Annotated in this window: 10 protein-coding genes; 9 read left to right on the forward strand and 1 reads right to left on the reverse strand. The window is 55.7% G+C overall.

The features are described from left to right. From NKI17_RS31530 to NKI17_RS31540, 3 genes are all read left to right on the forward strand, one after another. Window positions 1-509 (forward strand): IS66 family transposase (locus NKI17_RS31530; protein ID WP_352907362.1); only part of this gene is annotated, 509 nt, incomplete at its 5' end. A gap of 390 nt (window positions 510-899) precedes the next feature. Further along, complete coding sequence (locus tag NKI17_RS31535; RefSeq protein ID WP_352530991.1) at window positions 900-1,682, forward strand: metallophosphoesterase; 783 nt, start codon at window positions 900-902, stop codon at window positions 1,680-1,682. Between the two features lie 1,331 nt (window positions 1,683-3,013). Continuing rightward, window positions 3,014-4,231, forward strand: coding sequence for a D-arabinono-1,4-lactone oxidase (locus NKI17_RS31540; RefSeq protein WP_352530989.1), 1,218 nt, complete (start codon window positions 3,014-3,016; stop codon window positions 4,229-4,231). On the opposite strand, the gene NKI17_RS31545 is transcribed toward NKI17_RS31540, so the two are convergent. Continuing rightward, window positions 4,228-5,055: a MurR/RpiR family transcriptional regulator gene (locus tag NKI17_RS31545; RefSeq protein ID WP_352625345.1), complete on the reverse strand. Its 828-nt coding sequence runs from the start codon at window positions 5,053-5,055 to the stop codon at window positions 4,228-4,230. The two genes, NKI17_RS31540 and NKI17_RS31545, sit on opposite strands and share 4 nt — an antisense overlap. Before the next feature lie 193 nt (window positions 5,056-5,248). Between NKI17_RS31545 and NKI17_RS31550 the strand changes: the two genes are divergently transcribed. From NKI17_RS31550 to NKI17_RS31575, 6 genes are all read left to right on the forward strand, one after another. Beyond that, window positions 5,249-6,259: an N-acetylglucosamine kinase gene (locus tag NKI17_RS31550; protein ID WP_352625347.1), complete on the forward strand. Its 1,011-nt coding sequence runs from the start codon at window positions 5,249-5,251 to the stop codon at window positions 6,257-6,259. After that, window positions 6,256-7,269, forward strand: coding sequence for an SIS domain-containing protein (locus tag NKI17_RS31555; RefSeq protein ID WP_352625349.1), 1,014 nt, complete (start codon window positions 6,256-6,258; stop codon window positions 7,267-7,269). Before NKI17_RS31550 ends, NKI17_RS31555 begins: the two co-directional genes overlap by 4 nt. Window positions 7,270-7,407: 138 nt before the next feature. Then, window positions 7,408-8,286: a carbohydrate ABC transporter permease gene (locus tag NKI17_RS31560; RefSeq protein ID WP_352579672.1), complete on the forward strand. Its 879-nt coding sequence runs from the start codon at window positions 7,408-7,410 to the stop codon at window positions 8,284-8,286. Window positions 8,287-8,288: 2 nt separating this feature from the next. Continuing rightward, the gene (locus NKI17_RS31565; RefSeq protein WP_352625350.1) at window positions 8,289-9,113 is read left to right on the forward strand and encodes a carbohydrate ABC transporter permease; all 825 of its coding nucleotides are present in this window, start codon (window positions 8,289-8,291) and stop codon (window positions 9,111-9,113) included. A gap of 24 nt (window positions 9,114-9,137) precedes the next feature. Continuing rightward, complete coding sequence (locus NKI17_RS31570; protein WP_352625352.1) at window positions 9,138-10,439, forward strand: ABC transporter substrate-binding protein; 1,302 nt, start codon at window positions 9,138-9,140, stop codon at window positions 10,437-10,439. 80 nt (window positions 10,440-10,519) lie between these two features. Continuing rightward, window positions 10,520-11,998: a sulfatase family protein gene (locus NKI17_RS31575; protein WP_352579675.1), complete on the forward strand. Its 1,479-nt coding sequence runs from the start codon at window positions 10,520-10,522 to the stop codon at window positions 11,996-11,998. The last annotated feature ends 64 nt before the right edge of the window (window positions 11,999-12,062 follow it).

Raw genomic sequence — 12,062 nt, forward strand, 5'->3', positions numbered from 1 at the left:
ATGCCGCAGGCTCCTCCGTTATCGCCTCGCAGACGGTGGCGCAGATGGCCCCACTGTGGGCCGCCGAGGAGGCCGTACGCGGCCAGGACCCGGCAGTACGGATAACTGCGCGTCAGGAGAAATCCGCCGCCGTCGTTGCCGCTCTCTTTGCGCTGTGGGAAAAGGAGCTGCCGAAGCTGTCGGGAAAATCGAAGCCCGCCGAGGCGATCCGCTATGCGCTCGGCCGGCGTGCCGCGCTGGAGCGCTTCCTCACCGACGGCCGCATCGAAATCGACTCCAACACCGTCGAGCGCGCCATCAGGCCACAGACAATTACCCGAAAGAACAGCCTCTTCGCTGGCAGCGACGGCGGCGGACGGACATGGGCCACCATCGCCACGCTGCTGACCACCGCCAAGATGAACCAGGTCGATCCGCACGCCTGGCTCACCCAGACCCTCGAGCGCATCGCCAATGGCTGGCCAAACAGCGCTATCGAGGCGCTCATGCCTTGGAACTACCACCGCTGAACGGCATCAGCTACCCGCTTACGCTCGAATGGGGCCGGCTCCGCATGGAAACTTTTCGCCTGACACTCCATGAATCAAGGTGACCTAGCGGGAGGTCGAGGATTCTACCGGCCCGGCCGAAACGATTGCAAGCGGTACGCAGCCGTCCACTCTGAACGGGCGGAAATGGCACAAATTTTGAGGTGCCTGTGTAACGAAGCGACGAAGGCGGTCGCATAATGGGCCTCAAGGCAACATATTGCGGCGCCCGGTCCATGTCAGCGCCGCTGAAATCGTCGCTTTTGTGGCCGATAAATGGTCCCCATAACGAATGGTCATTTACTGGTCCAACCTAAGACCTGTTTCTTGCCCCATTTCCTTCCGGAGTCGGGCTTATGTAAGTGTGGAGCAATGCAAAAAATCATTCATATAACAGACCCCCATTTTGTCGCACCTGGCAAGATGCTTTACGGCATCGATCCGGCGCAGAGATTATGCGACACCTTGGACCACGTCTCGCGCGTACACGCAGATGCGAAACTCATCCTTATTACCGGCGACCTTGCTGACACGGGGGATCCGGCCGCCTATGTGCTCTTGCGCGAGATTTTGTCGGACGTCCGGCTCCCCGTCTATCTGACCATCGGCAACCATGACAACCGCACCGCGTTTCGAGGCGTCTTCGGCGGAGAAGGCTTCGTTCAGGCGGCTGTAGACCTGCACGAGTGGCTCCTCGTCTTGCTCGACTCGAAGGACGACATTAGTCCTGGCGGTTGTCTCGACGGTGGCCGGTTTGAATGGCTCCAAGAGCAGCTTGTCCGTGGCGCCGGCCGACCAGTCGTGGTTGCTATGCACCATTCACCATCGGACTTGCATGTGCCCTGCTTTAGGACATGCGACATGAAGGAGACCGAGCGGTTCTTTTCCATTGTTAAGAAAAACGCATCGGTCCGCCACATGCTCTTTGGTCATCGGCATGTCGCTGCAGCAGGCAGTCTGTCAGGAATCTCCTTCACTGCCAGCCGTGGCACGGCGCAGCATATCGTTCTGGACTGGGAACAATATGGCAAGCCCATATTCGTCGCGGCTGCACCCTCATACGACGTGATCATGTTGGACGGAACGGATGTCGTCGTCCATCGTCACGAGGGACTTGATTTGTTGCCCGTTATTCGTCCGGGTGACCCGAAATGAGTGTCGCATCCTCAATCACGACCTCCGATCGGCCTCGGCCTGGACTGATCATCTTCGATTTTGACGGGCACCCTTGCGGAGACGAAAATCATAGCATCCGAGGTGTTCGACAAAACTCGCCGCAGAAGGTGTCCCGGTACATCCGGAAGGAATCAGGCAACGCTCTCCGGAATTGAGCGAGACGATCAACAACCGCCTATACTAACCGTCATGGCGTGTAAGCTGGCCGGAACACTTAATGGAAACAGTCGAGGTTGAGATCCAGCTGGCCCCTCGATGAGCCTGTTGGCGACACCTGCTCAATTGAACTGCTCCACTGGCTTACCATTCCCTTTGTGTCGTATCGAGTACATCAGTTTCGACTCATCCACCGCATGAGAGCCGCTGACATTTGGGGCTTGCAAGCCCACGGCTCTTCTCCTCCGATAACATCGGTGTCCGCAAGCCCCACCCTTCCGTGCTGCTGATAGCCGCGAAGTTATGGGCGTGTCTGCGAGCGAGCGCGTTCTCATTCAGGACGGCTTCATCGGCCTTAATGCTGCGCGAAATGCAAATATGCGCTAATGCGCGTTAGTGCGCGCGCGCCATCATCACAGTCAGCTGAGGAATGTTTGAGCCCAAGGCATCGTTGGAGGAGCTTAGAGGCTTGCTTTGCCCAATGTTGAAGGTTTAGCAGCGGCGTGGACGAGTTCCGCCCGCACCTGTGGGGGTAACACCCTAGCATGAGGCACGGTGACGCACTGAAGCTACCTCCGGGAGCCACGGTATCCTGCATGCAATGAAAAGCGCGGGCAGGTCATCAAAGGATGAATCGTGATGTCTTAGAGTAAATCAAGTTCGACAACGAGCAAGCACATGACGCTTAAGCCCTATACGTGCGGTTGGCAGAACATCTGCTGAGGTTCGGTCCGGCACGACAGTGGATGTTTATTGCTCCCTTGGATACCTCCCTTCTGAGCTCGCATGCAGCCGAAATTCAACACTGGTCCATCGACTGCCGCTGCCTCCGCGCATAATGCGGGGCTCTAGTTTCCGAGCCTGAGTTCGGGAGCCATCAAGGCTTGAGATGAGCAGAGCCCGGCTCCGATGAGGCTTGGAAACCGTTCAAGACGGTTTTCGATTGGTGACGCATGAGAGTCGGATTTCCGCCTCGGTGCAATTCGATTAAGAATGAAAAAAATCGTCTTTTATATACAGCACGATGATGATACCCATCACGCCCGTGCTCGTATCCGTCAAAGGACCCAGTAACACATACCAGGAGAACTCCATTGCCTTCTTCACAACCGGGATCGCCGACACTCGGCCCGAGCTTAATTTGGCGGAACTGGGTGAGCAATCAGGTTTGCAGGGTAAAGCATTTCGAGATGCCAAGCTCGGACGATGACGTCTGCAGTACGATAAAGGCAGCAGCCTTGAACAACCTGCGAATTCGCGTTGTTGGTACGGGGCACTCATATACGCCAATTGTCCCCACGGACGGCGTTCTGATCTCCGCGGAGCGCCTATCCGGGATCGAAAACATCGACCATGCCAACGGCCGGGTGACGCTTCGCGGCGGAACGCGGATTTGTGACGTCGGCTCTGAACTGCGCTCTGCAGGTTGGGCGTTGCCGAATCAAGGCGACATCGATCTGCAAACCATAAGCGGGGCCGTATCGACGGGTACGCATGGCAGTGGTGACAGTTTAAAATGCTTAGCGGGGCCGATAGTTGGAATGCGAATAGCTACTGGCGACGGATCAATCGTCAATATCGATGCTTCACAGGACGCGGATGCCCTCAACGCTGCAAAAGTCTCCATCGGAATGTTCGGCGTAGTACTTTCCGTCACGATGAAGCTTGTTCCCGCCTTTGATCTTCATGACAAAATATGGCGTGAGGATTTCGAAGAATGCATGGATCACCTGGATCAGCTATGCCAACAAAACCGGAGTCTCCGCGTTTTCTGGTGCCCGACCGAACACTCGGCCTCGTTATACAGCCTGCCCAACACGTTTGGCATGGGACGTACTCGCAGCAAATCCGATGTCTGCGAACTGAGGACGCTGAACGTCACGGCTCAATCGCCGGAGTCTGTCGAAGATCGGGTCGGCGAGAGAATAGGGCCGAGCTACCGGATATTTCCGGGTTCAATTCCGATGCCGAACCACAATGAATGCGAGTACGCGGTGGCTTACGGGGACGGTCCGTCGGTATTCCGCGAAATCCGCAAGTTGATAAAGACAAAGTACCCGTCGCAGATATTTCCGGTGGAGTATAGAACTGTAGCGGCTGACGACATTTGGCTGAGTCCATACTTTGAACGAAAGACTGCGATGATATCCGTGTCCGGCGCAGCAGGAGAAGATTACTGGGATTTCATTCGTGATTGCGAGACAATCTTTTCTTCCGCGAACGGTCGTCCGCACTGGGGCAAACTTCACAGTCTGGGGCGGCCGGAGATCGAAGGCTTGTACCCAAGGTACCGCGATTTTGTTTCCCAAAGGGCTCGCTTTGATCCGGACGGTCGTTTCCTGAACGACTACCTGCGCGAACGTTTCGGTTAAAAGCTTTTATCTATGGTAGCCTCTGCGGTTCGCTGCATAGCCGCCTGGAACTTGCTGCCATCTTTAACGATCATGTTGGCGAGGATGTCGATGATCAAATATTGTCCAGCGACCCGGGAGAACGCTCCTCGCATGATGGGGGTGTCCGTCGAGGATGCTGCCAGCACAGCGTCCGCCTTGGCAGCGATTGGACTGCGTATGTGACATGTGATTGCTATGGTGAACGCGCCAGCAGCCTTGGCTGCCATGAGTGAGTTGATGGTATCCTTGCTCGAGCCAGATTCCGAAATTGCCAGTGCCACGTGCTTGGGTCCGAGATTCACCGCACTCATGACGGCGAGATGCGGGTCGTCCAGCACGCGCGACATCAGTCCAGATCTAATAAACAAGTAATGCGCATATCGGGCCACATTCGCAGAGCCGCCCAAACCGTAGAGATCGATACTTTTCGCTCGTATGATATGTTTTACCGCCAATTCAAGGGCGGCCTGGTTCAACAGGTCCTTTGTCTGATTGAGTGCCGTGACGGCCATAGACAGCGTATCGTCGATGATGTCGCCGGACGGGCTGGCATGTCTGATTGTCTGGTTAGTTGACAGTTCGATTCCCAATGCCAGTTTGAAACGCTGAAAGCTCGAAAATTTGATGTCTCTGCAGAACCGCAAAACGCTCGCTTCGCTCGATCCAGATCCGTCAGCGACCTCCGTGATGGTCTGGTGCACGACCTTCGCGGGATCCTTGAGGACGTACTCACTGATGCGAAGGAGTGCCGGACTGAGGCTCGGCCGAGACGATCGCAATCGCGCTAAAATGTTTTCCTGCATTAAAAACGAATCCCGTGCATCACGAGGGTCCAGGTCCGCTGGCTATAGGAAATTTTCAGCAGAAAGCCAAGCAGTGAACAGCCTCTCGTAAGGGAGCCGCTACCGTCCGCTTACCTTTTCCGGACTGCCGACCGACCCCAATCACCGGACGTCGTTATGATGAAAAAAATCATCTTTCATCAGAGTTGAGATAGTGATATTCTCCGCCGCCAAACTGGAAACGCGGTTGATGCACGCGACTATGAACAGAGATGAAGAGATGTGTTCTATCTCGATCGGTGTCGATATCGGTGGCACCAAAACGCATTTGAGGGGGTGCTCGGACCAGGGTACGGCCCGCGACCTGATCGTGCCAACCAGTGAGTGGCGCTCTGGTGCCTGTGACCACAATATCCCTGGACTCATCGCGCTAGTCCGCCGGTTTGCTGCTGACGCCACGCCCAACAGCATCGCGATTGGCTCTCATGGATGCGATGACGATGCCGAGTGCGGCCTGCTTCAGCAGCAACTGTCGAATCATTTCGCCTGTCCCTTAAAGGTCGTCAATGATGCGGAGCTTTTGCCCGTCACCATGGGATTTTCCAGCGGAATAGGTGTCGTCGCGGGCACTGGCTCGATCGCAGTCGCTCGCGACGATAGCGGCAAAATGCATGTCGCAGGCGGCTGGGGATGGGCAATCGGAGACGAAGGGAGCGCACCTGGTTTGATGCGGGAAGCGGGCCGTGCGGTGCGGTTACATATTGATTTGGGGGGCGCCAGGACGGAGCCCCTTGTAGAGGCACTTTGTGAAACCTTTGGGCTGACCAGCCCCACAAACATCGGCACTTCAATCGCGCAGGAAGGCAGCGCGTCCGCTCTGGGCCGCCACGCACCCGTAGTCTTCAAGGCAGCCAATGCCGGTTCGCTGTTGGCCAAACGCGTCATCAACGAGGGTGCCTCTGCCTTGGCTCAGCTGGTCCACCATCTGATGTTAGGCGGCGTGCACGACAAACATGTTGTGGTGGGCGGTGGGGTCATTCTTGCTCAACCGCTTTTAGCCGACGCATTTTCTCACGAAATTGCCAGCCGCTTCGGGGCCACAGTAGCCGTCACTTTCCTTAACAGGCCGCCGGTCTTGGGAGCCTGCCTCATGGCGCAGCAACTTCGCACGGGTGGGGCCAGCACTGAAGGTCCAATCATGCCTCAACACAAGGATGTTCAATGACTTACAGATCGGCGATTGCCCGTCAGCCTGATCAGTTTCGCCATGCGTTGGAAGTTGTCCGACCGCAGCTTCGGAAACTTGATCTTTCCCAATTCAAAAACGGAACTTTGGTCGTTACAGGGATAGGCGCGAGTTACGAAGCTGCGGCGGTGGTGACCGGCGAACTTCAGCGTCGCGGTAGGCGGGCAAATACCTGGCGCGCTGTCGATCTCGTTGAGCCGGGAGATCCTGGCGATTCCATTATCGTGCTTTCTGTCGGAGGAAGGAGCGTCGAGCCCATTGCTGCGCTTAACGTGCACAGTCAGTTGCCGTCCCTTGCAATCACGAATGAAGGCAATGACCCGCTATCGCGCGCCGCTTCAACGGCAATTCGGTATGAGTCCGGGCTGGATTCGCTGCCATCAAGTACCGGCTTCACAGGGTCGCTTTTGGCAGGCGGGCTGCTGGTTGATGCTCTTGGCGGTGGAGAGAGCTTTAATTGGAACGACATTCCCCACATCGCAAGCGAGGTCCTGAAGACCTCGGCGAAGAAAATGGCTCGTGCTGGCGAAATTTTCCGTGACCAGCGAGCCATCGACTGCGTTGGCGCAATATCCGCCTTTGGTACAGCGGGCGAAGCTTGTTTGCTTATTCGTGAGGCTGTCAGGGTTCCGGCAGGCGCCAGCGACACGCTGCACTACTTGCATGGTCCGATGGAATCTATGGATCAGGCGACTGGGATATTGATATTCGGCGATGGTCGCGAAGTGCGGTTGGCGCAGGAGTTAGCCGAAATCGGCTGTGCAGTTCTTCTAGTAACCGCGAGCGAATTGCCTCACGACCACAAAACCCTGACAGTTGTGAAAGTGCCTCCACTGCAGAACCGTGTTGCCCGGGCCATCGTAGACATTCTGCCCGCCCAGCTGCTGGCGGCCGAGCTGTCCGACGCGGCCGGACTTACGGATGTCCCGTTCCGTTATAGCCAAACGGACACAAAGGTTGCGATGGACGAAACGGAAACGCAGATCTGAGCTCGCACGTCCGGACATAACAACGTTCCGGACCTCCTTCCTAGCCGGACTTTTGACGCACTCGGACCCATTCAGCTCGCCAATGCCAGCCAGGCCAGGCTTTCAACATGGGCATAGACATCAAGGAGGAACGGACCCATGGCATATTCCCGGCTTAATGTGTCCTGGGCGCTGGTTACCCCCGCGATCGGGTTCCTATGCCTTGCGACGTTCGTCCCGATTGCGGCTGTCGTTGCGCTCTCATTCGTGGATTTCAACATCGCCTTCCCCGGAAAGACGACCTTCATCGGCATTTACAATTACACACGCTTCTTGTCCGACGGCCGATTTATCAACGCTGCTTTCGTGACTTTTGCCCTAGTCGTTATGCCCGTCGCGCTTCAACTCCTGTGTGGGTTGGCGCTGGCATTAGCTTTGAAGGAGAAGCTCATCGGTACACGGTGGATGCGAGCAGCTTCCCTGCTTCCCTCCGTAGTACCGCCAGCGGTAGGCGGAATTGTGTGGAAATTGTTTGTCATTCCTGGTGTGGGCGGCCTGTCTTATTTCGCAAGCTTCTTCGGCCACAATTTCGACGCCGACTTGCTGGGAGGCAAGGCCTCAGCGCTTGCTACCGTGATCATCGTGTCGGTTTGGTTTGGGGTTCCTATAGTTGCTTTGCTGCTTCTTTCCTCCCTGGATTCAATCCCCGACGAGATTTATGAGGCGGCCAGCCTCGACGGTGCAAGCTGGGCTCAGGCCCAACGGCATATCTCCATACCGCTTGTCTTACCTGCAATGGGAGCCGTTGCAGTATTTCAAGCCTTGGAGGTCCTCGGCATTTTCCCGGTGATTTTCGTGCTGACTGGAGGCGGGCCTGCAGGGGCGACGGAGCCCCTTAACTTCTACGCTTTCCTGACCGCATTTACATATCTTGACCTCGATTATGCCGCCTCAATTCTCGTGGCGTTCACAGCCACAATCGTCGGGGCTTGCTTTTGGTTTGTTCGCCGAATCTCGGCTGGCCGAGTCGGGGGCTGATCATGCATCGAGACCTTGGACGATACATCTACGGATATGTCATCTGTGCTGCATTCGCGCTATTCCTATTCTCTCCAATCCTGTGGACACTTTCGACATCTCTCAAAGAGCCGACAGAGATGTTTCAATGGCCGCCGGTGATCGTGGGAGAGCCGTCCATTCAGCACTATACCGCGATAATCGCCGACAAGGACTTTTCTTCGGCGCTCATCAATTCAATTGTGGTCTCATGCAGCACCATTGTAGTGACCATGGCGCTTTCGGTCCCGGCGGCATTTGGCATCTCCCATCTGCAGAAGACTTCCATGCGCAGGCTGTTGACGTTGGTATTGGCGCTCCGGGCTGCGCCAGCGATGATTTACATCATCCCCTATTTTCTCTTTTTCCGCCAAGTAGATTTGGTCGACACGAAGATTGCGCTGATCATCGTCAACACCACGTTCGCTATCCCGCTCGCGATTTGGTATTTATCGGCGTTTTTTGACCAAGTTCCTCGTGAAATAGAAGAGGCCGCTATCATAGATGGCGCATCAACACTGCAGGTGATGACGCTTATCTCGATACCTATTGCCAGGTCCGGCATCTTAGCAACAGCTATATTAGCCTTTATCGGTTCTTGGAACGAGTTTCTTTTCGCGCTGACGCTAACACGCGATAACGCAAAAACTGCAGCCGTCGCAATACTGAATTTCATGCCGTTTGAGGGAACTGATTGGGGCAAAGCGGCAGCCGCCTGCGTGCTTATGCTGGTTCCGATCGTAGTGTTCGTGCCGTTCGTAAAAAAGTACGTCGCCGGCTCAACAACGACCGGTTCCGTGAAAGGGTGAAACGTTAGCTCAAGGAGAGAAGCAATGAGGTACATCGGAATTATTGCTGTTGCATTAGGTGTTGCCATCGGCGGGGGAGCATCGGCTCAGCAGCGGTACGACGGCGTAAAAATAAAGATCCTATCGACAAACTCAGCATACGATCTTGAGCTCAAAAAATTTGCGCACGAGTTCACAGAGAAGACCGGCGCTGAAGTGCAGTTTGATCTCTTCGGTTATGCGCCGACCGTTCAGAAGGTGTCGGTCGAGCTCTTGACACGTTCAAATAGCTACGACGTGGTCTACTTAGGGAGCGAGGAGTTCGGGCGATACGCATCTGGCGATATCCTGGAGCCGCTCGACAACTACGTCGACATGAAGAGTGCCGATGTACAGGATTTCATCGCTCCCGTGCTTCGCCTGTACAATAAGGACGGCAAACAACTGGCATTGCCGCATTTCGCGGCGACGCAGCTCCTTTACTATCGTCCCGACTTATTGGAGAAGGCCGGTATCAAACAGCCACCACAAACGTGGGAGGAATTCCGCGATGACTGCGAGCTGTTGAAAAAGGCTGATATTCAGTGCACCGCACTAAGAGGGCAACCCGACACCGGTGAGAATATCTGGTTTTGGGGCCAGGTCCTGTATGCTTTCGGCGGCAAATATTTCGCGCACGAACCGGCGGATCTGACGCCCACGGTCAATACACCCGCCGCTGTGGAGGCGCTGAAATGGTACACAGACGTGATGACCAGGTTCACCGTGCCTGGCAGCACCTCAGCAACGTTTGACGACGTCGTCATTGCGATGCAGCAGGGCCGCATTGCAATGACGGTGGAAGGCGCTCCTACTGCCGGCCGCATTCTCGACCCCAAGCTGTCGAAAGTCGTAGGTAAGCTTGGATTCGCTTTGCCGCCCGGCGGAGTAAGTGGGAGGTTCCCGCCATTTGCGGGACAGGCCTATGTCATCCCGGCGGCATCAGAAAACAAGGCAGCCGCAGCCGCATTCCTTCAGTGGGCGACAAGTAAAGATGTGATGAAACGCATTTCACTCGATAGCACCTTTGTCGCGATCACGAGATCGTCCCTGTGGAACGATCCGGAGATACTTGCCAAGCACGACTACAATTATGGCCACGGGTCGTTCGCGGCAACATATGCTGAAACTCTTCGGGTCGCGCCGGAGTGGTATTATCCTCGAATCCCTGAATTCAAGGAGATCGGCGACCGCCTCGGTCGAGCCCTGCAGGAGGCGGTTGTTGGCAGCAAAAGTGCCCAGGCCGCCTTGGATGATGCTCAGACTGAGGCCGTGGATATCTTAAAACGGGCTGGATATTTGAAGTAGTCTTCACGCACCCGGCCACCGGCGCGATTGACGCGCCGGTGGCGAACGAATTAGACCTCTATTGCGTTTGAGGATCAGAGTTGGGCAACTTTAATATTGTCTGGATTTGCAGTGATCAACAACGTTGGGACACGCTGCGGTGTCTCGGGTTCAAGGGCACGCAAACTCCCAATATCGACCGTCTGGCCGCGAGGGGTACAGCATTCGCTCGTGCGTATTGTCAAAGCCCGATCTGCACGCCGAGCCGAACGAGCTTTCTGACGGGGTTGTATCCGATCGCACACCAAGTGCATCAAAACGGCGCCGGCACGTTTCCTTCGCATCTCGTTTTGCTCCCAAAACTGATGGCGAATGCCGGATACTACCCGGGGCACATAGGGAAGCTGCACCTATCTGCCACTCGTGGCATGATAGAAAAGCGCCCCGACGATGGATTTGCCGAGTTCTACTGGAGCCCTGAGCCATTTCCGGAGTGGTCAGGCAACCATGACTATCATGCGTGGATGTGGTCAAAAGGGGTCGATCCCGTAGCCTACTTCAAACCGTATCTTGACCAACATTATGGCCCGGGACCGGCCGCAGAATATCGGCAGGCGCGTTGGGCAGGCGATCGGGCAGAGCGTTTCATCAAGATGCATTCTGGTCGTAATTGGTATTTAGGCATTAATATCGACGCACCTCATCCGCCTCTCAATCCCCCGCCTGACTACCTCAGGCGTTTCAACCCAAGTGATATGCCTGATCCTGTCTTCAGGCCGATCGATCTCGAGCATCAGAAGAAATTTGAACGAGTCGATCAGCAGGCAAAATTCGCGGTGGATCCGTGGCAGGCCGCAGCAGCCGTCGGTCAGGCGCACAATGACGAGATCGCCGGGCCTACGCATGAAGCGCCACCCACGAACTTCGACATTTGGGAGATGAGAGCGGCATATCATGCGGAGGTGGCTCAAGTCGACGATCTAGTCGGCCGGGTACTGGACGCTTTGACGGAAACCGGCCAGCTGGATCGCACCATCATTGTCTTCATGAGCGATCATGGTGACATGATGGGTGACCACGGCCTGCTCTACAAAGGCTGCCGTTTCTATGAGGGTCTGGTGCATGTCCCGCTTATGATTTCCGTGCCCGGCAGCTCAGCCCAAGGATCGGTGTCGAATGCACTCGTCGAGCTGGTTGATATTGCACCCACATTGCTCTCGTTGTCGGGTCTTGAGATCCCCAGCGCTATGCAGGGGCTGTCACTCGACCAGATGCTGCTTGGCAACACCTCATTGGAATACCACAAGCCGTACGTGGTCAGCGAGTATCACAATTCTCTCCGATTCCACGGGAGCCGGGGGTCACGCGCATCAATGTACTATGATGGACGCTATAAGCTAAATGTATATCATGATGTTGGAATAGGAGAGTTGTTCGATCATAAAGAAGACCCCAATGAGCACTATGATCTCTGGGATAGCGCCCATCAGAGGGGCTTGAAATGCGACCTTTTAGGGCGCAGCTTTTCCGCTATGATGCTCAGAAGTGGATCCGGCCCGAACAGAATTGAGGACTACTAGTCTTCCCAGTCGGGCGAGCACTGGCTAGTCCTGTTCTCCCAATCTCGAAGTCGGCCCCTGGTCG

It is taken from the genome of Mesorhizobium sp. M0816 (genome assembly GCF_040320005.1).
Lineage (GTDB): Bacteria > Pseudomonadota > Alphaproteobacteria > Rhizobiales > Rhizobiaceae > Mesorhizobium.

Excerpts from the sequence above, each read along its gene's own strand:
- NKI17_RS31570 (WP_352625352.1), top strand. The coding sequence starts at position 9,138 with ATGAGGTACATCGGAATTATTGCTGTTGCATTAGGTGTTGCCATCGGC.
- NKI17_RS31545 (WP_352625345.1), bottom strand. The coding sequence starts at position 5,055 with ATGCAGGAAAACATTTTAGCGCGATTGCGATCGTCTCGGCCGAGCCTC.
- NKI17_RS31555 (WP_352625349.1), top strand. The coding sequence starts at position 6,256 with ATGACTTACAGATCGGCGATTGCCCGTCAGCCTGATCAGTTTCGCCAT.
- NKI17_RS31565 (WP_352625350.1), top strand. The coding sequence starts at position 8,289 with ATGCATCGAGACCTTGGACGATACATCTACGGATATGTCATCTGTGCT.
- NKI17_RS31560 (WP_352579672.1), top strand. The coding sequence starts at position 7,408 with ATGGCATATTCCCGGCTTAATGTGTCCTGGGCGCTGGTTACCCCCGCG.
- NKI17_RS31535 (WP_352530991.1), top strand. The coding sequence starts at position 900 with ATGCAAAAAATCATTCATATAACAGACCCCCATTTTGTCGCACCTGGC.